Source organism: Burkholderia sp. AU30280 (genome assembly GCF_020420125.1).
Taxonomy (GTDB): Bacteria; Pseudomonadota; Gammaproteobacteria; order Burkholderiales; family Burkholderiaceae; genus Burkholderia.
This window is the reverse complement of the sequence record NZ_JAIZRY010000007.1, coordinates 182,589-207,620: the sequence shown is the minus strand read 5'-3', so window position 1 is coordinate 207,620 and position 25,032 is coordinate 182,589. Positions and strand designations below refer to the sequence as shown.

At 64.4% G+C, this 25,032-nt stretch carries 21 protein-coding genes, 1 pseudogene and 1 riboswitch; of the genes and pseudogenes, 7 read left to right on the top strand and 15 right to left on the bottom strand.

The window, feature by feature from the left end; genetic code table 11:
• Positions 1 to 48: 48 nt before the first annotated feature.
• The 7 genes from LGN17_RS18060 to wecB form a co-directional block, all read right to left on the bottom strand.
• Positions 49 to 1,029: an NADPH:quinone oxidoreductase family protein gene (locus tag LGN17_RS18060; protein WP_226197995.1), complete on the bottom strand. Its 981-nt coding sequence runs from the start codon at positions 1,027 to 1,029 to the stop codon at positions 49 to 51.
• Positions 1,030 to 1,177: 148 nt separating this feature from the next.
• Positions 1,178 to 3,007 (bottom strand): acyl-CoA dehydrogenase, encoded by a 1,830-nt coding sequence (locus LGN17_RS18055; protein WP_226197994.1) that lies wholly within the window; start codon positions 3,005 to 3,007, stop codon positions 1,178 to 1,180.
• Between the two features lie 107 nt (positions 3,008 to 3,114).
• Positions 3,115 to 3,882 (bottom strand): class II aldolase/adducin family protein, encoded by a 768-nt coding sequence (locus tag LGN17_RS18050; protein WP_226197993.1) that lies wholly within the window; start codon positions 3,880 to 3,882, stop codon positions 3,115 to 3,117.
• A gap of 68 nt (positions 3,883 to 3,950) precedes the next feature.
• Positions 3,951 to 6,275, bottom strand: a complete 2,325-nt coding sequence (locus tag LGN17_RS18045; protein ID WP_226197992.1) for a xanthine dehydrogenase family protein molybdopterin-binding subunit — start codon at positions 6,273 to 6,275, stop codon at positions 3,951 to 3,953.
• On the bottom strand, positions 6,272 to 6,733 hold the full coding sequence (locus LGN17_RS18040) for a (2Fe-2S)-binding protein (protein WP_226197991.1): 462 nt from the start codon (positions 6,731 to 6,733) through the stop codon (positions 6,272 to 6,274). The genes LGN17_RS18045 and LGN17_RS18040 overlap by 4 nt, the downstream gene beginning before the upstream one ends.
• A 570-nt stretch (positions 6,734 to 7,303) precedes the next feature.
• Positions 7,304 to 7,444 carry a hypothetical protein gene (locus tag LGN17_RS18035; RefSeq protein WP_226197990.1) on the bottom strand — a complete coding sequence of 47 codons (141 nt, stop codon included), beginning with the start codon at positions 7,442 to 7,444 and terminating at the stop codon, positions 7,304 to 7,306.
• A complete protein-coding gene (wecB, locus tag LGN17_RS18030; RefSeq protein ID WP_226197989.1) occupies positions 7,441 to 8,658 on the bottom strand; it encodes a non-hydrolyzing UDP-N-acetylglucosamine 2-epimerase in 1,218 nt (405 codons plus the stop codon). Before wecB ends, LGN17_RS18035 begins: the two co-directional genes overlap by 4 nt.
• Positions 8,659 to 9,951: 1,293 nt before the next feature.
• On the opposite strand from wecB, the gene LGN17_RS18025 reads away from it, so the two are divergent.
• The 4 genes from LGN17_RS18025 to LGN17_RS18010 all read left to right on the top strand — a co-directional run bounded on the left by LGN17_RS18025 (position 9,952) and on the right by LGN17_RS18010 (position 14,713).
• Positions 9,952 to 11,040 carry a hypothetical protein gene (locus tag LGN17_RS18025; RefSeq protein WP_226197988.1) on the top strand — a complete coding sequence of 363 codons (1,089 nt, stop codon included), beginning with the start codon at positions 9,952 to 9,954 and terminating at the stop codon, positions 11,038 to 11,040.
• Positions 11,041 to 11,088: 48 nt separating this feature from the next.
• The gene (gene glmS, locus LGN17_RS18020) at positions 11,089 to 12,906 is read left to right on the top strand and encodes a glutamine--fructose-6-phosphate transaminase (isomerizing) (RefSeq protein ID WP_226197987.1); all 1,818 of its coding nucleotides are present in this window, start codon (positions 11,089 to 11,091) and stop codon (positions 12,904 to 12,906) included.
• Positions 12,907 to 12,911: 5 nt separating this feature from the next.
• Entirely contained in the window at positions 12,912 to 13,181 is a 270-nt protein-coding gene (locus tag LGN17_RS18015) for a hypothetical protein (protein ID WP_226197986.1), read from the top strand.
• Positions 13,182 to 13,245: 64 nt separating this feature from the next.
• A riboswitch (ZMP/ZTP riboswitch) is annotated at positions 13,246 to 13,330 on the top strand.
• Between the two features lie 237 nt (positions 13,331 to 13,567).
• Positions 13,568 to 14,713 (top strand): aminodeoxychorismate synthase component I, encoded by a 1,146-nt coding sequence (locus LGN17_RS18010; protein ID WP_226197985.1) that lies wholly within the window; start codon positions 13,568 to 13,570, stop codon positions 14,711 to 14,713.
• A gap of 33 nt (positions 14,714 to 14,746) precedes the next feature.
• On the opposite strand, the gene LGN17_RS18005 is transcribed toward LGN17_RS18010, so the two are convergent.
• The gene (locus LGN17_RS18005) at positions 14,747 to 15,613 is read right to left on the bottom strand and encodes a LysR family transcriptional regulator (protein ID WP_226197984.1); all 867 of its coding nucleotides are present in this window, start codon (positions 15,611 to 15,613) and stop codon (positions 14,747 to 14,749) included.
• A 164-nt stretch (positions 15,614 to 15,777) separates the two neighbouring features.
• Positions 15,778 to 15,939 (bottom strand): hypothetical protein, encoded by a 162-nt coding sequence (locus LGN17_RS18000; protein WP_226197983.1) that lies wholly within the window; start codon positions 15,937 to 15,939, stop codon positions 15,778 to 15,780.
• A 355-nt stretch (positions 15,940 to 16,294) separates the two neighbouring features.
• Here LGN17_RS18000 and LGN17_RS17995 point away from each other — a divergent pair.
• From LGN17_RS17995 to LGN17_RS17985, 3 genes and pseudogenes are all read left to right on the top strand, one after another.
• Positions 16,295 to 17,338 (top strand): annotated as a pseudogene (locus LGN17_RS17995) (3-deoxy-7-phosphoheptulonate synthase); the annotation flags it as partial.
• A 79-nt stretch (positions 17,339 to 17,417) separates the two neighbouring features.
• Positions 17,418 to 18,407, top strand: a complete 990-nt coding sequence (locus tag LGN17_RS17990; protein WP_226197982.1) for a DMT family transporter — start codon at positions 17,418 to 17,420, stop codon at positions 18,405 to 18,407.
• Between the two features lie 57 nt (positions 18,408 to 18,464).
• Positions 18,465 to 19,238, top strand: a complete 774-nt coding sequence (locus LGN17_RS17985; RefSeq protein ID WP_226197981.1) for an aspartyl/asparaginyl beta-hydroxylase domain-containing protein — start codon at positions 18,465 to 18,467, stop codon at positions 19,236 to 19,238.
• Positions 19,239 to 19,242: 4 nt separating this feature from the next.
• On the opposite strand, the gene LGN17_RS17980 is transcribed toward LGN17_RS17985, so the two are convergent.
• The 6 genes from LGN17_RS17980 to LGN17_RS17955 form a co-directional block, all read right to left on the bottom strand.
• A complete protein-coding gene (locus LGN17_RS17980) occupies positions 19,243 to 19,488 on the bottom strand; it encodes a hypothetical protein (RefSeq protein WP_319000839.1) in 246 nt (81 codons plus the stop codon).
• Positions 19,489 to 20,268: 780 nt separating this feature from the next.
• The gene (locus LGN17_RS17975; protein ID WP_226197980.1) at positions 20,269 to 20,673 is read right to left on the bottom strand and encodes a hypothetical protein; all 405 of its coding nucleotides are present in this window, start codon (positions 20,671 to 20,673) and stop codon (positions 20,269 to 20,271) included.
• Between the two features lie 292 nt (positions 20,674 to 20,965).
• Positions 20,966 to 21,325: a hypothetical protein gene (locus tag LGN17_RS17970; RefSeq protein ID WP_226197979.1), complete on the bottom strand. Its 360-nt coding sequence runs from the start codon at positions 21,323 to 21,325 to the stop codon at positions 20,966 to 20,968.
• A gap of 32 nt (positions 21,326 to 21,357) precedes the next feature.
• On the bottom strand, positions 21,358 to 21,849 hold the full coding sequence (locus tag LGN17_RS17965; RefSeq protein ID WP_226197978.1) for an SMI1/KNR4 family protein: 492 nt from the start codon (positions 21,847 to 21,849) through the stop codon (positions 21,358 to 21,360).
• 37 nt (positions 21,850 to 21,886) lie between these two features.
• Entirely contained in the window at positions 21,887 to 23,686 is a 1,800-nt protein-coding gene (locus LGN17_RS17960) for a PAAR-like domain-containing protein (RefSeq protein WP_226197977.1), read from the bottom strand.
• On the bottom strand, positions 23,679 to 25,022 hold the full coding sequence (locus LGN17_RS17955; protein WP_226197976.1) for a DUF2169 domain-containing protein: 1,344 nt from the start codon (positions 25,020 to 25,022) through the stop codon (positions 23,679 to 23,681). The genes LGN17_RS17960 and LGN17_RS17955 overlap by 8 nt, the downstream gene beginning before the upstream one ends.
• Positions 25,023 to 25,032: the final 10 nt, after the last annotated feature.

The window sequence follows — 25,032 nt, the reverse complement described above, 5'->3', positions numbered from 1 at the left end:
GCGCCACAACCACGCGGCGTCCACCGGCACGCCGCGTGCGAAAAGCCGTCACGCGTCCGGCAGAATCACCACCTTGCCCTTCACCTGCCGGTTCGCCATCCGCGCGATCGCATCGGCCGCACCTGCCAGTGGCACACGCTCGGTGATCGCGGGTCGCACCTTGCCGGCCGCGAACCACTCGGCAAGCAGGCGCATGTTCGCGACATGCTGCTTCGGATCGCGGCGCACGGCATCGCCCCAGAACACGCCCAGAATGTCGCGCTCCTTGAGCAGCGCCAGGTTCAGCGCGATCTTCGGTATCTCGCCGGCCGCGAAACCGACCACGAGGAACCGGCCGCGCCAGGCGGTCGCGCGCAACGCCGCCTCGCTGTAGGCGCCGCCCACCGGATCGTAGACGACGTCCGCACCGCGCCCGCCGGTCAGTTCGTCCACACGGCGGCGCAGGTCTTCGGTCGCGTAGTCGATCGTCTCGTCGGCGCCCGCCTCACGACACAACGCCAGCTTGTCCGCACTCGACGCCGCCGCGATCACGCGCGCGCCGAGCGCCTTCGCGATCTCGATCGCGGCGAGCCCGACCCCGCCCGCCGCGCCCAGCACCAGCAAGGTCTCGCCCTGCTGCAGCCGCGCGCGCTGCTGCAATGCGTGCAGCGACGTGCCATACGCGAGCACGAGCGCCGCGCCCTGCTCGAACGTCATGCCGGGCGGCAGCGCGGCAATCTGGTGCACGTCGGCCACGCACTGCTGCGCGAACCCGCCGTGCCCGGTGAACGCAACCACCGAATCGCCCGGCCGCCACGCGGTCACGCCTTCACCCACCGCGTCGATCACGCCGGCGAATTCCGCGCCCGGCGAAAACGGCAGCGCCGGCTTCACCTGGTACAACCCCTGGACGATCAGCGCGTCGGGGAAATTGAGCGATGCGGCCTTCACCTGAACCCGGACCTGGCCTGCGGCTGGCTCGGGAGTCGCCACGTCCTCGATGCGCAAGCCGTCGATCGGGCCGAATGCGGTACACAACAGGGCTTTCATGCGCTTCTCTCTCCTTGTGCGGCGTGGCCGCGCATTGGGTCAGCCTGCGGGGCACGCCCGCACGGCCGGTTCACGACGCATACGCGACAGCCGACGGAATCGGCATCCGCGACATCGTCTGCATTCCGGAATGTCGATGAAGCAACGATCAGAACCACGCGTCGCGCATGTCGAGCGTCGTCGTATCGACGCTCGCGAGCAGATCGAGCTGCGCATCCACTTTCGGCAATTCCCATTTGTAGAAGTAACGGGCGGCCGCACGCTTGCCGTCGTGGAAATCGTCGGCTTGCCCGTGCGCGGCGAGCGTCACGTCGAGCCACAGCCATGCGACGACGAGATGGCCGAACGCTTCCAGATAGACGCTCGCATTCGCGAGCCGCACCGGCGGATCGCCGATCGCGCCGAGTTGCCGCGTGACCTCGACCAGCCGCGCCCAGCGCCGCGCCAGCGCGTCGGCCTGCTCGCGCAGGCCGGCATCGAGCGTGCGCGCACGTTCGATGGTCGCGCCGATCCGCGCATCCAGTGCGCGCAGCAGTGCGCCATCGTCCTGCGCGACCTTGCGGCCCAGCAGGTCGAGCGCCTGGATCCCGTGCGTGCCTTCGTGAATCGGGTTGAGCCGATTGTCGCGATAGAGCCGCTCGACCGCGTAATCGCGCGTGTAGCCATAGCCGCCGTGCACCTGGATCGCGAGGTCGTTCGCCGCAAGACACCACTGCGACGGCCAGCTTTTCGCGATCGGCGTCAGGATGTCGAGCAGGCGCGCGGCATCGGCGCGCACGTCCGCGTCGTCGTGCGCGCGTGCTTCATCGACTAGCTTCGCGCAGTACAGGATCAGCGCGAGACCGCCTTCGACATAAGCCTTCTGCGCGAGCAGCATGCGCCGCACGTCCGGATGCCCGACGATCGGCGCCTGCGGCGCGGCGGCATCCTTGCCCACCGGCCCGAGCGGGCGCCCTTGCGGCCGGTTGCGCGCATAGTCGAGCGCGTGCAGGTAACCCGTGTAGCCGAGCGCCACCGCGCCCGCGCCGACACCGATGCGCGCCTCGTTCATCATGTGGAACATGTACGCCAGACCGTGGTTCGGCTGGCCGACCAGATAGCCGATCGCACCTGCCCGCCCTTCCGGGCGATAGCGCGTGCCTTCGCCGAAGTTCAGCAGGCAGTTGGTGGTGCCGCGGTAGCCCATCTTGTGGTTCAGCCCGGCGAGCACCACGTCGTTGTGCTCGCCCTGCGCCGCGCCGTCGCTGCCCGGCAGGTACTTGGGCACGATGAACAGCGAGATGCCGCGCGTGCCGGGCAGCAGCCGGCCATGTTCGTCGGGAATCTTCGCGAGCACGAGATGAACGATGTTCTCCGTCAGCTCGTGCTCGCCGCCCGAGATCCACATCTTGTTGCCGGTCAACCGGTAGCGCGGGCCGAGCGGCGAATCGCCCTCGAAATCCGCACGCGTCGCGATGTCGGACAGCGACGAACCGGCTTGCGGCTCGGACAGGCACATGGTGCCGAGGTAGCGCCCTTCCAGTTCCGGGCGCGCGAACGCGTCGATCTGCGCGGGGCTGCCGTGCGCGACGAGCAGGTTCGCATTGGCGACGGTCAGGAACGGATAGGCGGCCGTCGCGATGTTCGCCGCCTGGAAGTACAGGAACGACGCGGCTTCGACCAGCTTCGGCAAGCGCATGCCGCCGAGCGCTTCGTCATGGCCCGCGGCGATCAGCCCGGCGTCCGCAAAGGCGCGCACGGCCGGTTCGACGTCCGGGATCAGCGTCACGCGCTCGCCGTCGAAGTGCGGCTCCTCGCGATCGCCACGCGCCGCATGCGGCGCGAACAGGTCTTCGGCAATCCGCTCGCTGGTGTCGAGCACCGCGTCGAACGTCTCGCGACTGTGCTCGGCGTAATGCGGCAGCGCGACGAGCGCTTCCGCGTCGAGCCAGTCATACAGCAGGAACGCGAGATCGCGTCGCGACATCAACAAGCTCATCGTGCTGCCTCCCGGGGCCGGCTTCGTCAGCCGAATGAAGGGTTCCGTGACTGCAGGTGCTGCCGGGAATTTAGCACGGTCGTTCTAAACCGACAACGACGGATGCGCTAGTTCGCGTAACCGGGATTGCGTCGATCGAGCCGGCGCAGCAAGCCTGGCCAGACGAGCGCCCCGGCGCCCATCCCGCGCGTCACCGCGGCGATCTGCTGCTTGATGCCGTCGAGAATCGGTTGCGCGATCGGCAACAGCGCCGAGCCGCCCGCCTGCGCACGGACCTGGATCATGCAGGCCGCTTCGAAGAAGTACATCGCGACGAACGCGTCTGCCGGCGTCGCGCCAACGGTCAGCAGGCCGTGGTTGCGCAACATCAGGTTCGTGTTGGCGCCGAGGTCGTGCACGAGGCGCGCCTTCTCGCCCTCGTCGAGCGCAATGCCCTCGTAGTCGTGATAACCGAGCGACGCCAGCACGCCGAGCGACTGCTGCGACAGCGGCAGCAGGCCCCCTTCCTGCGCCGACACGGCGACGCCGTTGATCGAATGCGTATGCATCACGCACAGCGCGTCGTCGCGAGCCGCATGCACCGCGCTGTGGATGGTGAAGCCGGCCGGGTTGATCTCGTAGGGCGATTCGGACACCTTGCGTCCGTCGAGATCCACCTTGACCAGCGACGATGCGGTGATCTCGTCGAACATCATGCCGTACGGGTTGATCAGGAAGTGGTGCTCCGGACCGGGGACGCGCGCGGAAATATGGGTGAACACGAGATCGTCCCAGCCGAACAGCGCGGTGAGCCGATACGCCGCCGCCAGGTTGACTCGCGCATCCCATTCGGTGGGGGAAACCGCCTGCTTCACGCTGACATCGGATGAGGCCACGTCGACACTCCTTGTTCAAGGATGGATGCGTACCGGGCCGCACGATGCGGCCCGGCGTGGGGATGGTGTCACCCCGCCCGGCGCTTCGCGAGCTGATCGGCGACCGGCAGGCTGCGGATGCGCGTGCCGGTGGCCGCGAAGATCGCATTGGTCAGCGCCGGCGCGACGGGCGGCAAACCCGGCTCGCCCACGCCGCCGAGCGGCGTCGCATAATCGTCCGGCGCGACGAGATGCACGCGGATTTCGCGCGGCGCTTCGTTCATTCTCAGCACCTGGAAGCCGTTGAAGTTGCTCTGCTCCGGATGGCCGTCCTTGAAGGTGATCTCCCCGTGCAGCGCGATCCCGAGCCCCATCACCACCGCACCCTCGAGCTGCGAGCGTACCCGCTCCGGATTGACCTGCGGCCCGCAGTCGATCGCGATGTCGACCCGCGGCACCGTGATCTTGCCGTCGGCATCGACCTGCACCTCGCACACCGCCGCCGTGTACGACACGAAGCTGCGATGCGCGGCGATTCCGAGCCCGTGCCCCTTCGGCAGCTTGCGGCCCCAGCCGGCTCCGCGCGCGACCGTCTCGACCACGCGCCGCAGCCGCCCGGTATCGACCGGATACAGCGCCGGATCCTCGCCGTAGTTCACGTTCTTCACCGCGATGTGCGGCTCGAATCGCCGCGCGGGACCGATCAATTCGAGCAGGAAATCCTTCGGGTCGCGACCGGCCGCATGCGCCAGCTCCGACACGAAGCTCTGGATGCCGAACGCATGCGGGATGTTGTAGACCGAACGGAACCAGCCGATTCGCGTATGCGCCTGCGCGGCCGGATTCTCGATCCGCACGTTCGGAATCGCGAACGGCAGGTCGGCAATCCCCTGCGCGAGCTCGCCCGGCTGCTCGTGTACGACGCCGGCCCGGAACGTCGACTGGATCGACGGCGCGACCGTGCGATGCTGCCACGCGACCACGTTCCCCGACGCATCGAGCCCACCATCGAACGCCTCGAGCGACACCGCGTGGAAATAGTCGTGCGCGATATCGTCCTCGCGCGTGAACGTCAGCTTGACGGGCGCGCCGGCCGCCCTCGACAGCAGCGCCGCCTCCACCACGTAGTCGGGCTTCGACTTGCGGCCGAAACCGCCGCCGAGCAGCGTCACGTTGACCGTCACGCGCTCCGTCGGCAACCCGAGCGCTTTCGCGACCTCGTCGCGCGTGGTCTGGGGCGCCTGCGTGCAGGTCCACACTTCGCAGCGCCCGTCGGCCACGCGCGCGACGGCCGCGGGCGGCTCCATCGTCGCGTGCGCGAGATGCGGGATGTAGTACGTCGCACGCACGCGCTTCGCGGCGCCGGCCAGCGCGGCCGCCGCGTCGCCGTCGTTGCGGATCACGTCGCCCGGTTGCGCGGCGGCCGCTTCGAGCGTCTTGCGATACTCGGCCGAATCGTAGTTCGCGTGGGGACCGCGCTTCCAGTCGATCTTCAGTTGCGCGCGCGCCTGGATCGCCGTCCACGTATCGCGGGCGACGACGGCCACGCCGCCGAGCGGCTGGAAACCGGACGGCAGCGGTGTCGGCGCGAGCGGCACGACCTTGACCACGCCCGGCAGCTGCTCCGCCGCCGATGCGTCGAACGACGCGACCGTGTCACCGTAGGCCGGCGGTCGCGCGACGACCGCATACAGCATGCCGTCGAGCCGCGTGTCGATCCCGTAGTGCGCGCGACCGCCGACGATGTCGCGCCCGTCGATCAGCGCCGTTTCGCCCTTGCCGATATAGCGGAATTCGGCCGGCGCCTTCAGCACCACCGTTGCCGGATCCGGCGCCGGCAGCGCGGCCGCTTTCGCCGCCAGTTCGCCGAAGCCGAGCGTGCGCCCGCTCTTCGTGTCGACGACCTCATGCACCATCGCCTTGACCTGACGCGTATCGACGCCCCACACGGCGGCAGCCGCCTGTTCGAGCATCGTGCGCGCAGCCGCGCCCGCGCGGCGCAGCGCGGCGAAGCTCTGGCGCAGGCTGCGCGATCCGTCGGTGTTCTGGTTGCCATAGCGCGGCTCGTCGCCGACGGCCTGCGCGACCTTCACGCGCGCCCAGTCCGCGCCCAGTTCGTCCGCCACCACGAGCGCGACGCTCGTGCGCACGCCCTGCCCCATCTCGGAGCGGATACAGGTCACGGTGACCGTGCCGTCCGGCGCGATCGCGACGAACAGGTGCGGATCGTCGCGCAACCCGTGCGGCATCCCCGCGCCGCCATACTGCGGATTCGCGCTGACGGGCGGCTGCACCGGCACGGCTGCGCGCGCGAGCGACGGCACGCCGAACGCGAGCAGCAGCCCGCCGGATGCGAAGCCGAGCAGCAGCGCACGGCGGCTTTCGTTATGGACGGAGAGTTCGGACGCACTCATGCGGCACCTCCGCGCCGAACGGCCAGGCGGATCGCCGCGCGAATGCGCGTGTAGGTGCCGCAGCGGCAGATGTTCCCGGACATCGCATCGTCGATGTCGGCGTCGGTCGGATGGGGATTCGTTTTCAGCAGCGACGCGGCCTGCATGATCTGCCCGGACTGGCAGTAGCCGCACTGCGCGACGTTCAGTTCCTGCCAGGCCTGCTGCAGCGGATGATCGAGGGCCGTCGACAGTCCCTCGATCGTCGTCACGCGCTTGCCGGAAGCCGCGGCGACCGGCGTGATGCACGACCGGATCGCAACGCCGTCGAGGTGCACGGTGCATGCACCGCACAGTGCCATGCCGCAGCCGAACTTGGTGCCGGTGTGGCCGAGGACATCGCGCAGATACCAGAGCAACGGCATATCGGGATTGCCGTCGAAGTGCTGCTCGCTACCGTTGACGGTTAGCGTGATCATCGTTCACCTCCTGGTCGAGGCGCCCGCGTCGCACCACGGGTGCCGGGTGGGGATTCGAACGGCAGCGGGTGCGTTCTGATGCGCCGGCCCGTGCCGTCTTGTCGACTGCTCCGCCGGCAGGACCAGCGGTCAATGCGCGGTTATCGGTGCGGCTGGCTGGGGAGGCTATCGGGCATGCGATCCGGATCGATAGCGGACACGCACCAGCCCGGATTCTGCTCCGTGCAAACCGTCATTCAGGCAACGCGATCATGTCGGGACTGCCAGAAACGGCGACTCGGATCGCGGCGCCTGCGTGCCAGGTTCGGCCCCGGCGGCTTCGACACGGCTCAGGGGAACCGGAATCGTATGCGGAATGGCCCGGGCTCCAACTCTACCTGATGTGCGGCAGTTTTGCGCCGCCGGTGCATAGCGGTATGGGCGAGGCAAACCGGGGAGAGGTTGAAAGGGAATCGAGGACGCACGACGTCTGTCATGCGAGTGGGACCGACCGACGCGCCGGTCCGGGCGAGCGATGACGGCGCGACACTGGCGCGGACCAACGCGCCGACGGTTCGCTGCAGTGCTTCGTTACATCGAGACCACGTCCACACCGGCCTTCTTGTAGCCCTTGACGCGACCGATCGTGTTCGTGGCCTGCTTCAGGCCGCCGTGCGAATCGAGCGCCGGGCATCCCGCTCGCACGGCATGCGGGTGGCGCGCCACGCTCACGGCGATCTCAACGCCTGCAACCCCAGCGTGAGCGCGTTGAACGGCATCTCCGACGCCCCCATCGAAAAGCTCGTCGCCTTCGTGGGCACCCCCGGATTGCGCATCAGCGCATGCACGATCCTCTCGCTCGCGTGACCGTCTCCGTATGGATTGCTCGCACGCGCCATTTCCCCGTACGCGCTCTCGCTGTCGAACAGCCGCGACGCCTCCCACACGATCCGCTCCTGATCGGTGCCGACGAGCCGTGCGGTACCGGCCTGGATCGCTTCGGGCCGCTCCGTCGTCTCACGCGTCACCAGAACCGGCTTGCCCAGCGCCGGCCCTTCTTCCTGAATGCCGCCGGAATCGGTGATGATGAAATGCGCGCGCGACATCAGGAATACGAACGACAGGTATTCTTGCGGCTCGATCAGGTAGATGTTCGGCACGTGGCCGAGCCGTGCGCGCGCCGGCTCCCGCACGTTCGGATTCATGTGCAGCGGATAGACGAACTGCGCATCGGGATAGCGGTTCGCGAGCGTGCATAGCGCGTTGCAGAAATTCTGGAACGGCTCGCCGAAACTTTCGCGACGATGCCCGGTGATCAGCACCACGCGCCGCGACGGCTCGAGAAACGGAAACTGTCCGGCGACCTTCTCCGACAGCGCCGCGGTGCTGTCCAGCATGCGCTTGACCTCGTGCAGCGCATCGATCACGGTATTGCCGGTCAGCACGACCGCCCCGCCTGGCACGCCCTCGCTGAGCAGGTTGTCGCGTGCCTGCCCGGTCGGCGCGAAATGCCACGACGACACCGCGTCGGTCACGCGGCGGTTCAATTCCTCCGGCCAGGGCGACCAGATGTCACCGCTGCGCAAGCCGGCCTCCACGTGCCCAACCGGCAGATAACGGTAGAACGCCGCGAGACTGACCGCGAGCGTGGTTGTCGTATCGCCGTGTACCAGCACGACGTCCGGACGCAATTCGTCGAAGACGATGCCGATTGCCTGCAGAATGCCGGTCGTCACGTCGGTCAGCGTCTGACTTTGGCGCATCACGTTGAGATCGTAATCGGGCTTGATGTCGAACAGCGTCAGCACCTGATCGAGCATTTCACGGTGCTGCGCGGTCACGCATACCCTGGCGTCGACATCCGCTTGTGCCTTCAATGCACGCACCAGCGGTGCCATCTTGATGGCCTCCGGCCGAGTCCCGAACACAAGCAAAATCTTTTTCATCGTTATCCTCGTTGAGCCATTTCGCGCTGAATGACCCTGCTCGTTGCGCGAAGCATGTATCCAGGCGGCGCCTCCTGTGCTCGCACACGATCGACACGTTGCGGTGTCGCGCAGCGAGCGCGCCGCCCGGTTCGCGCGATCTACGCTGCGCGAATCGTCGTACTACCGGCGTCCTGTTACGCTTGGTCAGTCACGTCATGAGTCGTTCCTCGCTTGGCCACGCGTCACGTCCTTTCGTCACGCCTCTTCCTCTACAGCAATATTCAAACCAGCCGCCCCCGTGACCGTGTCCGGTTCGCACTGCATGCACCGCGCACACGCGGTGCGCGACGGAATGTTTCACAACTGCTACGCGTGTCGCAGCGCGGGTCAAGCGCGACACAGGCAAACATCGGGACAGTCGCGCGATCTCTTCGACGACGTCGTCCGACGAATCCCGAACTCATGTCGAGCGTCCATTGCGCATCGGATCTCCCGCATCTGTCGACGCGCGTTGCGCGTCCTTGATCAGCCACTTTTGTCTGTGCAGCCGGCGGCGCGGTCGAGCGCCTGGCCACGGTCATGCACGACGGATTAACCCGCCACGCAACGTCATTCACGTCGCACGAATCAACGGGGCGGGAAATGTTGCGAATGTGTAACGCAGGTGCGGAACGGAGCTGTTGCATCGGAGTCCGGCCCATGCAACACACACGCCCTCACGGAACGCACCTGCATTCCGGCCGATGCACTCGCAACGAACGACGCGGTGCGCATCACGGCGCAGAGTCGCGCTGCCAAGGCGGCACCGGTTCGGCAGACAATTCGCTCGACGCACGACGCGTGCGGGCGTTCGACCTGCGCGCGCTGATTCTTCGGTGAATCAAAATTCACCACCTTCGTTCGCACCACGCGCCCGCCCTCCACCCTCGCCCCTTGCTGCGCGCGGCATCGCGGCCGATGGCTCATGCCTTGCTTAATGACAGTCAGGGGTGCCCCGAAGCACTCGTCCGACAGCGGACGAACGGGACGCCCGGGCAACGAAGCCGGAAGGAAACGCGACGCGTCCGCCTGGAGCGAAAGACAAGCGCTCCTGCGCGCCGACGTGCCCTGTTGAAGTACGCGCGATCCACGAGCCTGGTTCCGGCTCCGCAGTCAAGAACCGGCCCGTGAACGCCAATAGCGTTACCAGCCTCGGGTTCAACCGCGCCACGGTGAACCGAGCCGCAACGTCGACACGCTCGCCGGGTGCGACGCGGCCAACGCCGCGCCCCGCGACAATTGCACAGGACCGCCGCGCAGGAGCCCAAGACCATGAACCGGCCCGCGCTTTGCCCGACCGTACGCTCGCGCGTCGCGGCCACCGTCGCGCTGTGTCGCCGGTGGCACGTCGCCTGCTGCATCGCTGCGTGCGGTTTCGCGCTGCACGCGAGCGCGGCCGAACTCCGCCTCAACGGCCTGTACCAACGTGCCGACGGTGCGATCACCGTGCGCCTGAACGGCGTCGGCATCGACCCGTATTTCGCGGCGAAGGCGCTGCTCGCCGCGTCCGACGCACAACTCGACGCCCGTCAGGCTGCACGCGCGTGGATCGCTTGGTTGCTGCCGCGCCAGCGCCCGGATGGCGGCTTCGATCGCTACTGCGCGAACAACGGCCGCTACCGCGCATGCGCCGGCGCGGAAACCGACGACGCGATGACGGCGACCTGGATCGAACTGCTCGCCCGCTTCGCGCCGCCCGACGGCTTGCCAGCCGCGTGGGAACTCAGCCTGAACCGCGCCGGCGTGCACCTGGACACGCTGCTCGACAAGCCCTCCGGCGTCTATCAGATCTCGTCGTCGCTGCACGTCGCATTGCTGATGGACAACGTCGAAGTACACAGCGCGTTCCAGGCCCTCGCGTCGTACTACGTCCGCCACGCCGACTACACGCATGCGGGATCGTGGAGCCAGCGCGCCGACCGGCTGGCATCCGCGATCCTGAAGGTCTTCTGGCGCGGCACCGAATCCGGCTTTCGCGCCAGCACGCAGCAGGTCAGCGATACGAGTTTCTATCCGGCGAAGATCGCGCAGATCCTCCCGCTCCTGTCCGGTATTCAGGTACCCGAACAATCCAGCGAGACGATCTATGCGCAGTGGATGCGAAAGTACGGCAAGAGCTGGCCGCAACTCGCCGACACGGACTATCCGTGGAGCTTGATCGCGCTGGTCGCGCTCAAGATGAACGATTGGGGCACGGTTGCCTGCTGGAAAGCACGGTCGGGCCCATATCGGCACGGCGCGCACTGGAACGTACTGGAGGAGTCGCTTTATCTGGCATTCGAAAGCCGGATGGCCGACCCCGTCATACCCGCTCGATGCGGATTCACGACGGCGGCGGCAACGGCAACCGCATCGCGCTGACGCAACGGTGCGTGCGGTCCACGATGACTAACAGGGAGGTGACGTGTCATGTGTGGCATCGTCGGCGCGGTCGCGCAACGGGACATCGTCCCGATTCTGATTGAAGGTTTGCGTCGTCTCGAATACCGCGGCTACGACTCATGCGGCGTGGCGACGGTCGTGAACGGCCAGGCGCGTCGCGAACGCAGCGTGTCGCGCGTTGCCGATCTCGATGCGCACGTGCGCACCGCCGGCCTGACCGGCAGCACCGGCATCGCGCACACGCGCTGGGCGACGCACGGCGCACCGGCAACCTGCAATGCCCATCCGATCTTCTCGCGCGATGAAATCGCGCTCGTGCACAACGGCATCATTGAAAACCACGAGACGCTGCGCAAGCAACTTTCCGACGCGCACTACGAATTCGATGGCCAGACCGACACCGAGGTCGTCGCGCACCTGATCCACAGCAAGTACCGCGGCGACCTGCTCGCTGCCGTACGCGCAGCGACTTCACAGCTTCACGGCGCCTACGCGATCGCCGTGTTCAGCAAGCACGAGCCACAACGGTTGATCGGCGCAAAGGCCGGATCGCCGCTCGTCGTCGGCGTGAAGGACGGCGAATGCTTTCTCGCCTCCGACGCGCTTGCGCTCGCCGGCATCACCGACCGTTTCATCTTTCTCGAGGAAGGCGACATCGTCGAGCTGACGCCGGGCGGCGTGCGCGTGCTCGATCGCGGCGGCGCCCCCGTCGAGCGCGCGGTACAAACCATTTCCTCCGCGCAGGCCGCGGTCGAACTCGGGCCGTACCGGCATTTCATGCAGAAGGAGATTTTCGAGCAACCGCAGGCCGTGGCCGCGACCATCCCGGATGCGGGGCTGTTCGATCCTGCCGTATTCGGCCCGGACGCCGCGCGGGCGTTCGCGCAGATCGACAACGTGCTGATTCTCGCGTGCGGCACGAGTCACTATTCCGGCCTGACCGCGCGCCGCTGGCTCGAAACGATCGCGCGCGTGCCCGCGCAGGTCGAGATCGCGAGCGAATACCGTTACAGCGACGCGCTCGCGACGCCGAATACGCTGGTGGTGAGCGTGTCGCAATCCGGCGAGACCGCCGACACGCTCGCCGCGTTGAAGTACGCGCAGGCGCTCGGCCATATCGACACGCTGGCGATCTGCAACGTGCCGACCAGCGCGATGATGCGGCAGACCGGCCTGCGCTTCCTGACGCGGGCCGGCCCGGAAATCGGTGTCGCGTCGACCAAGGCGTTCACGACGCAGCTCGTCGCGCTGTTCATTCTCGCCGTCACGCTCGGCCGGCTGCGCGGCTACGTCGACGATGCGCAGCTCGCGCGCTACACGATGCAACTGCGGCGGCTGCCCGGCGCGCTGGAAGATGTGCTCGGGCTCGAACCGCAGATCGAGCGCTGGGCGGTGGAATTCTCGCAGCATGAGAATGCACTGTTTCTCGGGCGTGGGCTGCACTACCCGATCGCGCTCGAAGGTGCGCTGAAGCTGAAGGAGATTTCGTATATCCACGCGGAGGCGTATCCCGCGGGTGAGTTGAAGCACGGTCCGCTCGCGCTCGTGACCCACACGATGCCCGTCGCGACGATCGCGCCGAACGATGCGCTGCTCGAGAAGCTGAAGTCGAACATGCAGGAAGTGCGCGCGCGCGGCGGGCAGCTTTACGTGTTCGCCGATGCCGATACGCGGATCGACAACAGCGAAGGCGTGTCGGTGCTGCGGATGCCGGATTACTACGGGTTGTTGTCGCCGATCCTGCATGTCGTGCCGTTGCAGCTGCTCGCGTATCACGCGGCGTGTTTGCGCGGCGCGGATATCGACAAGCCGAGGAATCTGGCGAAATCGGTGACGGTGGAGTGAGGGGGTTGGCCGGACGGCCGCATCCAGTCCGTGCTGATCGAGCGCTACAGCGCCCAGCGGCTCGGCGGCTTCGCGGCACACTGGAGCAGGCTGCGCGCACGAGCGGCAAGATCGGCGCGAACGCGTTCGGCATCGCGACGTTAAGCGCGGTCGTCGCGTCCGATTACGCGCACGCCACCCATCCCGATCTCGCGTTGCCGTCCCGCGCGCCGACGCCGGCAGCCGTGGTCGACGCGCTCGCGCGGCATCCCGCATTCGTCGACACCTGCCCCTGAACGTCCGCACGCCGCGCGCGGCCTGGCCGCGCATGCCAAAACGCGCTTCGGTTGTGAGAGAATCCGCGTGTCGCGTGACTGGCGCCAATAGATAGACCACTATCGGGAAGCGCGACCTTGACATCTTGCCGCGCGCCTGGGCCGACTTCTCCGACACAATTCACGCTCAGGAAACATGCGTCCCGGTTTCTTTCGCTCCTGCTGCCCGACCTATCAACAGCAGACGACACGCGCCTCCGTCTCCTCGCGCGCCGCGGCCTCGCGCAGCGTCGACCGCCCCCGTCGCGCGGACCTCGATCCGCGTCCCGTGCCCCTGCGGCAGCCTGCCCGGATCTCCTCCTCTTCCTGTTTCCTGAAGCCCGTGACCCGGCAGCTCGGAGTATCGAATGCCCATTTGCCGCTTTGAAGATGCCGTCCAGGATCAGGCACTCGAGCTGCGCGGATTCATCCGAAAGATCACGGTAAGCGTCTTCGACGACCTGCCCGCCGCGCTCGCCGACATCCAGCGCGCGCAGCGGGCAGGATACTGGATCGGCCTCAAGCTGTCCTATGCGCTCGGCGAATGGCTCGACCCCGCGTGGCTGAAAGACCGGCGCACCGCGGCCTCGGGCGGCGCGCCGCGCCTGATCGCGTTGGTCTTCGAGGACGCGGTTCGCGAGTCGACGTGGCAACCGCGCGCGGACGACGCGCCCGCCAGGATCGTCAGCGCCCGTCCGCGCATCCGCTTCGCGGAGTACGCGCGGCACATCCTCGCCATCAAGCAGCAGATCGAAAACGGCGACGTGTACCAGGTCAACTTTACACTGCCGGTCGACGTCGAGATGGAGGGCGACCCGGCGTCGCTGTACCGGCAATTGATCCACCGGCATCCGGTGTCGCACGCAGCCTATATCGACGACGGCGAATCGTACACGTTGTCCATTTCGCCGGAGCTGTTCGTGGCGCACGCCGACGGCATGCTGACCAGCCGCCCGATGAAGGGCACAGCGCCCAGGCATGCGGACCCGGAGCAGGACAAGCGCGCCGCCGACGCGCTCCTCGCGAGCGACAAAGACCGGGCCGAGAACGCGATGATCGTCGACCTGCTGCGCAATGACCTGGGGAAGATCGCGCGGACCGGTTCGGTCAGCGTCCCTCGCCTGTTCGACCTCGAGCGCTATCCGTCAATCTGGACCCTGACCTCCACGATCCAGGCGGAAGTGGGCGACACCACGACCTTGCTCGAGATCCTGCGCGCGCTCTTTCCGTGCGGATCGGTGGTCGGTGCGCCCAAGCTCGCCGCAATGCGCTGCATCCGGGAACGCGAAGTCGACGACCGCGGCCTCTATTGCGGCAGCCTCGGCTGGCTCGCGCCCAACGGCGACTTCTCGTTGAACGTCGCGATCCGTACCCTCGTCCTAGGTCGCGACGGCTCGGGCGTCTACGGCGTCGGCGGCGGCATCGTGTTCGACTCCGAGCCCGATCTCGAATGGCGCGAATGCCAGTGGAAATCCCGCGTACTGGGCGAGATCCACGACGACGCGTGGACCTGACGGCCTGACGTCACGCCCCTGTCGCGGCGTCGGTCAGATGGACGCGTGCGCGCCCTCCACCTTGCCGCGACACATCCCGGCAGCCGCGCCCAACGCGCGCGCGACGCGCTCGTCGACGCAGCCCGGATACAACCTCACCTCCATCTCCGGCAAACGCGGCAGGCCGTAGCGGCCGCTGACTTCAACGGCCCCGGCGGGGGCGGTTCCGCACATCATCGCTGCCACCCCGAGTCCCGCGGACACGGCGGCGGACACCGCGCTCGCGGTCTCGCCGACGAATACCTCACGCCACGGAATCGGCACGTCGTCGAGCGAACGCAGCACCATCGCCCGCGTGTCGCTGGAAGCGGGCCACGACACGAGGCGCAGCGGGCTACCGGGCGTCTCGTCCCATTCAGGCGCGGCGTACCAGCCGAAGCGCTCGCGTTTCACCACATAACCATCACCGCGCCCTTCGACGCGTGGAACGATCGCTGCGCCCAGACGCCCGCTGTCGAGATCGTCCAGCACCTGTCGTGCGTGATCGACGCGCAGCTCGATCGTCAGCCCGGGATCGTAACGGTGCAGCGCCGACAGCAAACCCGCCAGGTCCTGATCGATCACGAGATGGCTCGCGCCGAGCACGAGCCGCGCGGGACGCGCGACCGTCCCGCTCAGTGCGCGATCGTGCGCCGCAATGAATTCACTGGCCGCCTCGATGAAGATGGTTCCTTCACGAGACAGACCGACCCGGCGCGGCGTGCGATCCAGCAAACGGTACCCCAGGCGCTCTTCCAGCCGTTTCAGCTTCACGCTCACCACGCCCTGGGTCGTATCCAGGTAGTGCGCGGCCTTCGTGAAGCTCTCGAATTTCGCCACCAGCAAAAATGCGCGTACCGCATCGACATCGAGCGAGCTCATCGCCAATCATCCTGGTTTGTTGTGATTGAAATCGCATTTTCTATATTCATCGAATATCCTTTGGCTGCCATAATTTCACCAATCGACAGCAACGCGGTGTCATATAAACGAAAGAATCAGCCACTCGATGCACACATCAATTCGGAAATTTACATTCATTTCAGTTAATTATCGGTATTCTCCAGCATGGCGAAATACCCGCCACGAAGCCGAGCCAAATAATAAGTCAATTTCGCCGATCGGGCCTCTTTCTCGCGAAGCATGATTTGCATGCCAATGACAGGCGTTGTTCGTTGGCCGGCGTGAATCGTCAGGTTCGTCGCCACACCTGAATTTCCAGGCTGGCGAACCCGTTCGCCGCCTGCGCCACGGCAGCGTCGACCGACGCGGCTTCTTGATCGAGCCGCGCGCATCGATGCGCTTGGTCGCGCGATTTATTTCAACCTGCAGCGCAGGCGATTAAGCATTAATCCGGCCTTCTAGGCCAATATTATTTACGCAGCATTGAAAACCGCTCCTGAAAATCTGGCATAGCCGTAATACCGGCGGCCCGAGCTGGCGTCCATTGAAACGGCGTCGGCATTTCTCCATCGACGACCACGGCTGTACTCGCGCTTCAAGCGCGCCGGAAATTCCGCTTCAACTGCGGTTTAAGGCTTTTCTATAAAACGATCTGAGAGGATTCCGTTGAGCGACCATCACTACGACGGCCAATACGTGACGCCCCCGGCGGACCTGAAGCGCGCGTGGTCCGTGCCCGCCCGCGCCGCGCACGGCATCGCCGAATCGCGGGCGGCCATTCGCCGGATCCTGGACGGCACCGACGATCGCCTGCTCGTGATCGTCGGTCCGTGCTCCATCCATGATCCGGCCGCCGCGCTCGACTACGCGGCGCGCCTCTCGACGCTGAGGCAGACTCTGGACCCGGATCTCGAGATCGTGATGCGCGCGTACTTCGAGAAACCCCGCACGCGCGTCGGCTGGAAAGGGCTGATCAACGATCCGCATCTCGATGAATCGCATGACATCGAGGCCGGCTTGCGGATCGCCCGCACACTGCTGGTGGCGATCGCTGCGCACGCGTTGCCGGTCGCCACGGAATTCCTGGGCGCCATCGATCAACACTATTTCGCGGATTGCATCGCGTGGGGCGCGATCGGCGCGCGCACCACGGAATCCCAGTTGCATCGCGAGATGGCCTCGGGACTACCCTTCCCGATCGGATTCAAGAACGGCACGGATGGCAACCTCGGCATCGCGATCGATGCCATCCGCGCGGCCCAGCGGCCACATCACTTTCTCGGCGTGAACGACGCCGGGCGGGTGGTCGTGCGCCGCACGCACGGCAACCCCGGCGGCCATCTCGTCCTGCGAGGCGGTCGTGTGCCGAACCACGACGCCCAGAGCGTCACGGCGGCCTGTGCCCTCCTTGCGTCCCACGCGTTGACGCCGCGGGTCGTCATCGATGTCAGCCACGGCAATAGCAGTAGGGTGCACGAGAACCAGATCCCGGTCTGCGCATCGCTCGCGGCCCGGATCGCGACCGGCGATACGCAGCTCGCCGGTGTGATGATCGAATCGAATCTGGTCGCCGGCCATCAGACCGTAGGTGGCAATCGCGCGCTCGTCTATGGCCAGAGCATCACGGACGCATGCATCGGCTGGGACGAGACAACCACGCTGCTCGAACACCTCGCGTCCGCCGTTCGCGCGCGCCGTCGTGCGACGCGCATGCGCGACGACGCGCAATCGGCCGCCATTGCGCCGGCCCTGCACACCCCGCACCCCACCCAGGCCGCCCATCATGCAGACCCGCGATAAATCCGCAGCGTCCGCCGCCGGCCGACCGGTCCCGACGACGTTCCGCGCGTCACGAGCGAAGCCCAACGCTTTCGCCGCGCCGCCGTCCGCCAACGCGGCGACCACGCCCTACGCCATCGCCGCGCTCTGGCTCGCGATCCACGTGCTCTGCTTTTCGGCGAACGCCGTAGCGGTAAAGGCGTCGAGCCTGACGCTGACGATCCTTCAGATCATCTTCTTCCGCTCGCTGGCGACCATGGCGTGCGCGTCGCTCACGAAATCGGCCCGGGCGCAGATCCACGCGTCCTTCACGTCGGACGCGCTGCGCCTGCTGGTGATCCGGGCCGTCGCGGGATTCTTCGGGATCTACGGGGTCTTCTACACGATCTCCGTGCTGCCCGTCCCCATCGCGATGACGCTGACCGGCATCACCCCGGTGTTCGTGATCTTCATCGAGGCGCTGTTCACGAAGGAACGCGTCCGGAAGGAGATCCTGCTCTATGCGCTGTTCGCGATCCTGTCGATCTACCTGACCACCGATCAGGTCCGCGCGGGCGGACTGGACGCCATTCGCCCATGGGATGTCGCGATCGGACTGGCCTCGGGCGCGCTCGTAGCGATCTCGTTCGTCTCGGTGCGATTCGCCGTGCAGAAGGTGGGAACCAACGCCGTGGTGTTCTGGTTCGGCCTGGGGAAATTGCTCGGCGCGCTGGCGTTCGGCGGAGCCGCCATCTTCGTCACCCGCTATACGCCGCGCGAGGTGCTGCTGCTCGCGCTGATATGCAGCCTCGGCGCGCTGTCCGACCTCGCGAAGACGGCAGCCTACCGATACGGCCGCGCCTGGATCATCAGCATGCTGTCGCTGCTCGCGATCCCCGCCTCGGGCGTCCTCGCCTTCGCATTCCTGCAAGAAAAACTGCTGCCGCACCAATGGCTCGGCATTTTCACGATGCTCGCTTCACTGTCGGTCATCACCTACAGACGAAACGGCTAGCCCGACGGTCGCGGCGATCTTCACGTTCACTCCCTCACCTCACCATCCGAGAACTGCATGCACCTGCCCTACAAATTCAAGCGGCTCGACATCACCGTGGACGTCCAGTCGATCAAGGCGGAGATCGAACAGCTCGACGCCCCGTGGGGACGCCACGGCTTTCATGAAACCGGACACGACGTCATTCCGTTGCTGAGCACGAACGGGGCGCTGTTCAACGCCGACGGCTCGCGCAACAACGCGCTCGTCCCGCCGTTCCTGCCGACGACGTTCCTGGAGAAGATGCCCCGCACCCGCGACATCATCTACTCATTCGGCATCCAGCCGCAGCGGGTCCGCATCGCCAGGATGAAGGCGGGCGACATCATCCAGCCACATCGCGACCTTCATCCGAACTGGTACAACAAGGTGCGGGTCCACATCCCGATCGACACCCATGAGGATGTGCGCTTCCATGTCTGGGAAACGCACGACGAGTTGAACGCCGACGATCGCACCGACTTCCACATGAGCGCCGGCCATTGCTGGATCCTCGACACGTGGCGCGTGCATGCCGTCACCAACTTCTCCCACATCGACCGAACCCATCTGATCATCGACCTGGAACCTCGCGGCCACCTGTTCGATGCAATGTTCTGCGACGTATCGGAACCGGACATGCGTCAATGTCTCGGCTACGAGTATCCGCGCACCTATGCCACGGACTCGGATACGCTGAACTGGTTGACGGCGGGACAGCTCGACGTCGGCGTGCACCTGTGGAATACGTCGATCGTCAGCAAGAATCCCCAGGTCGGCAAATACCGGCACCAGGCCGAATTCTGGAAATGACGCCCTAGGTAGCCGCGCTCACGCCGACTGCGCCAGCCAGCGCGGCGCGCCGCCCGCGCTGCGCACCACCGCCCGGCTCGCGTCGATATGCACCTTCAGCAACGCACGCCGTGTCCGCGCGGCGCGCGAGGACCGCCCGCACGATGGCCTCGTGCTCGGCGTAGGTCGCGTCCACCCGCGCCTGCTGCGTGAAATCGAGCCGTCGCACGATGCGGATCTTGTCGGTCACATCCTTGTGGACGACCACCATCTCGGCATTCCCCGTCTCTTTCACCAACGTGCAGTGGAACGCTTCGTCGCTCGCCTAACCGCAGCCTCGGCGGGTCGCGACGCGCGCTCTATAGCCAGTCGGTAGTCGCTGCAGTAGGTCAGTGGCTCAGTACGGACGGCATAGAAGGTTTCCCACGGTCCCTGTTCGGCAAGCATGTCGGCTGCCGCCTTGTCCCCAGTCGCAGCCCGGCGGAGCTGGGCCGCAATCTCGATAAGCCAGTCGGGCAACGCATCCAAAAGTGCGTCCAGGAGATCTTGAGATCTCCGTGTTATCGCGCAGCGCACGCTCCATACGCTTTGCCAATGCTTCACCCAATGCACTTTTCAGCATCGCCGGCATCTGATGCCCACTGAGCTTCAGAAGCACAATCGGGTCGAGCAGAAACAATCCTGAGAGATGCGGTTTTGTCGGCTTGCCAGTAAACGGAGTCGCGAAGTTCATGCGCGCAGAAGGAATAGAACGTTCTTCCACGTTTGATGACTGAGAGGTGTCGTTTGTCGATCGCTTTCAGTCGCTTTGACTGCAGCCGCACTTTGATAGCCGGTCGAACGAAAATCCCAGCTGTGCCGGAAGCGAAATGGAGTCTTCGCACCAGAATCTGTGGAACAGAACCACTGCCGCGATCAAGGGTAGCGAGTCGGCCGGTTCGAGTTCGCTGACTGGCCATCCAGTCCTTCAGACTTTGACACCTCGATGGCAACGGCGACGAGCGCCATCGGTGCACATACTGTACCCGCCAACTGGCAGCTCCGTCGCCCCTTACGCATTGTCCCGACATGGAATTGGCGATCGTCCAGTTCCCGCTACGAACCGCTGCAACCGATCCCATGCCGCAAGGTAGCGGTGCTTCGGCCCCGCTGCCAATTGCTTGTCATGCACAACCAACGCGCGCTCCACATCAGCCATCTCGTCTTCAAGAAGCATCCACGGCTCGTCGCGCTCTGCTCGTGCAATACAGGCATCCAACACGGCTTCAACTCGGCGGTAGAGATCGAGATCCGAGCCAGATGCAGTCTCATTTAGCATAAAGAAGGCCAGATAGACGGCTCGCAGCAGGGAAACAACTTGGTCGCAATCTCCGTTTCCCGAGCGAACCACGGCCAGCGCCATGTGATGCTCCAGCGAAAGCGAACGCACCTTCTCGGTCGACAACGGCAACAGCATCTCTTTCGTTAGCCCTGCGCGACTTTCGCGCCGAGTCACACTTCGTCCCACGCCTCTCTACCTTTTCTGCATCTAAAACGGGTCAGGTTACCCGATCAGCTCTTTCGCTCAAACCTTATTTGCCCCCTTCGTGCCCCGCCCCGGATCCAGAAATCAGCCGATCGAACAATCAAAAAGGCGCTCGGGGGCCAATATGCCAATATTCGGACACCGTCCCTCAGATTCTCATCTGGTATTTTTCATTCCCGCACCAACCTCAGCCACCCCAGATTATTTATCCAATTTATACCGCTCAAACATATATAACCTCGACCAGATCACTATCCGGATCAAAATCCACTCTCATGAAGGCTTTCGCATCATAAAACCAACGGTCGATACCATCATGAACCGGCCACAACCTATCCGGCTTCCCCAATACACGAATGACCGCGTCTTTCGTGTAACCAATCTTGATTCCACGAACGTCACCCGAAAATGGACTCTTTATACGAACAGAATACACCTTTCCGTTTTCGGAAAAAGCCGTTACCGCGCCGTCAGCCCGCTCAATCGCATTTACCGTTTTCGCCCCGATCTTCCTAGGCTGCGGAGAAGCATTGAGTAGAGCTGCTGCGGCAGCCTCCGCATCGCCAGACAGAGGATAGTCCATCTTCATTCCTTAAAAAAACACAACCCAATCCATCAAGCCAAATCTTTACTTTGCAATGCATCCAGGAACTGCGAAAATGAATCAAAGAGTAGCGTTACATTTTTGAAATTGCTTAATGCGGGATCCTCCGCCGGCTCGGCACCCTCATGATTCCAAAAATACACTTTCCCATTTCGATCCGAATCTCGATCACAATCCAACAGATATAAGTTCCCACCCGGATCATCAGCAATAGGCACAAAGCCAACCGGAATATATTCATCCAGATTTTCCATCTGCGTAGGAATATGCCGATTCTTGCTGGGCGCAAGAGTGGAAAAATAGGAAACCAACAATGGACCCAACGGGGTGTCCTGAAGATAACCCTCGTTGAAGCAACCGCCGTTGTACCGCTGCAAGAAAACCTTGTAGTCGGCCGGACACATCAGGTCGTGTGATGAAAAAAACGAATCAATCGTATCGTCGGCAGCACCGTCGTACTGCACTGACGAATGGCTTTGTGTTGAATACGTCAACTCTCTCATGTGCTCTCACCATCAAATATTCAGTTCTGTGGATAATTTACCCGCCGCCACCGACAGACACACCGCCGGCATGAGGGAAACCACCTTCGGCAACGTTATGAATTGATTGCGGTACCAATTGCATTGTCTTGCCGTCTTCCACATGGTGCCACGTAAATCCATCGGGCGGATCGCTTCCTGTCAGTCCTATCTTCTCGTTGGCCTTTCTGAAGTCGCTTGTGTGGTTAAACTGCATATCGTCAATCTCGACCGACTCGGTAGCATGCGGCGAGAAATCGGGAAATCCTTCCTTGTTGTAAGTGACCTGCACGCCATCCTTGCGGATATATGTCACCGATCCATCTTCGTGGGTGACAATTTTCCCTCCCTTCTTGATCCAGCTATTCCAGTTTGGCGGATACTTCCAGGCTCCTCCCGAAGGCTTGACCCGAATCCCATCTCCGGAAATATCTGCCAACTTATCGAATTCGCTCTTGGGGACAACGGGAGCTTTGGTACCCGCAGCATCACCCGCCGCCTTCGTACCTGCTGTTGTCGCATCGTCGCCAACTGCTCCTCGACCCAATTGCGACTCACCCGCAGTGTCCGCCGCTTTTGCGGCGTTCGCAGCGTCTCCCGTTCGACCGGCTGCGCCCGCCGCGTCAGCCGTCTCCCCCATCTTGCCCACTGCATTCGTGGCTTCGCCCACTTTTCCGGCCACGTTCGCAGTCTCACCAATCTTACCGGCAGCGTTAGCCGCCTCTCCGACCTTGCCTGCGACATTCCCCACTTCGCCGACTTTGCCGGCAGCACCGACACCGCCGACAAACAACCCACCGATGTCGATCGCGCCACGGCCGAATGCCTCGCCGACATCGCCCCTATTCCACGCCTCCATATATGGCTTGGTAATGCCATCGACGATCGCCCCCGGATGATCGTAGATCGCCTGTGCCGTCTTTCCGGCGGAGTCCAGCGTTTGCGAGTAGCCGTGATAGTCGTACAGGCCCGTCAGATCGGACAAGCCCTCGGCGGCCTGCGACAAGGGCGATAACTTGGCCGCTCCGACTCCTAACCCGACCAAGCCCTTACCCATATCCCACACCGCACCCCCGGCCCCCTTGAAGAACCCACCGACCTGATGCATCACACCCTTCTCGGGTGGCGGATTAGCATCCCCCACGACGTTCCCGCTCGCGTCCACCGAGCTTCCCGGCGCGGGCGCGGTTACGTAGGTACCAGTACAGTTACCGGAATTCATCGTGCATGGGTCACCATCGCGAATAACCGGATGACCACCCGCGCGAACCGTCGTGCTTCCCTTCGTCGGCTTGGTCTCGCCTCCGACCGTACCGGAACGTACTCCATCGGCCGAACCCGCTTCGTCGCCGGTACATGTCGGAACCACACTCTGATCGAGCACGTACGCCGGCTTTCCGTTGAATCGCACGCTCGGCACGATGCCGGATGACCCGCTCAGATCCGAGATAACCTGATAGGGCACCGGCGGCGTCGAACTGCCCATCGGCGTCTTGCAGACATCAGGCGTGCTACTGACCGCCTTGAAGCTACCGTCCTGTCTCGACGCAATCCGATTGCCCGTGGAGAAGTGATCGGAGGGTTGTGCCTTATCCTGTGGCTTATAGACGCCGGTTTCAAAGCGCCTTTGAACTGACTTCCCTGCCTCGTCAAAGATGTCCCGCAGGTCGGGACGGTCGCTCCACGGATTCGGTGTGTTCCATAGCGCATCCAGATTCTTTACCGCGTCACGGGCCTGCTCGACACTCTGGATGTTGAAGTGCTCACGGAAAACATCGCCTGCGTCACCGGTAACGGTAATTTCCAACGGTTCAGCCATGTTGCGCCCCCGTCGATCCGATCGAAGTTACCGGCGAAACCGCAGCAAGCCGCTCCAGGTCGGTATGATTCACAAACCTTGCCTCGAAACGCTGCGCGCGCACGGACTTCATCAGCGTCGCACGCCACACCAACGTCACCACGGGCTTCGCCGTATCCGATACGTCGACAGACAGCGTATCGAGGAGCAGCGGCGCGAACTTGAGCGTCTGGTCGGTATAGACCCATCCCATCGGCAGATGGCCCGGCAAGGCGATGCGCAGGATCGTATTGCCCCGCTCGTCGACGGTCGATCCGCGCGTGCTGGCGGGAACAAGATTCGTCAGCACGATCGTCTCGTTACCCTTCAGGTGCGGCACCTGCATCAGCGGATGTGCGCCGTTCCAGTATCTGAATTCGAAATCGTCGGGCAAGCCCGGATGACGCTCAGCGAGCCACTGATCGTCGTAGGTGCCAGCAAGCACACGCCTCGATCGCCACGCTTTCCCGACAATGCCAAAGCCAGCCGGACGCAGCGACGGTTGCACCTGCCCGTTCGAAGCCGCGAGCCACGCCTGTACCGAGATGGGTTCACTGCTGACTTCGATCTGCGGAGCAGCGATCCTCTGCTGCTTCGTCGCGGCAAGAAACCAGCGTTCAGCAAAGCCCAGTCCGATCGGATTGTCTTCACACGCCGTATGCCCGACTGGAACATTGTCTGGATCAGGATGCGCAGCTTGCTGTTTGTCATCAAGCCGGGATGCCTTCGGCACACGTTTCGCAGCCGGATCCTGCGCGTCGACCCGACACTGCCCGCCCCATGCGTATTCGTAACGCATAGGCAGCGCTGCGATTGGCTCTGGCGGCGTCAGCCACCAGTCGACGGGACGCACGATGCCGAGCGAGGCGATCTTCACGAGCCGATTCATGCTTCGTCCAAACATCGACCGCCGAGCAAAGTACCTTGGGCCGGTCACGGACAGCCTGCGATCCAGCAAGACTTTCGTTGTCGGCACACCCGCGTCATCGTCGGATCGCATGGGTGCCGACACAATTCGAATCCCCGCCACGAAGCGCGGCAACGGTCTCCCCTGCGGCGCATAGGCCGTCCCGTTCATCAGTACATCGCAAAGCGGTTTATATGGCGCGAGATCGCTTTCCTCTGCCACGCTGGACTGATTCGGCTCGCCGTGGAAGCGATCTGATGTCGCGAGCGGCCTTTGTTCCTGCACCAGCACCAACGAGCCATTGCGCAACTCAAAAGTCTGCCGCAATACAACGGTATGGAACGATGCGCCGTTCGGCGCAAACGACTCGAACGCCAATGCCGGGAAAGGCGTGTGATTGGAGAACTCCATCGCCGCTCCC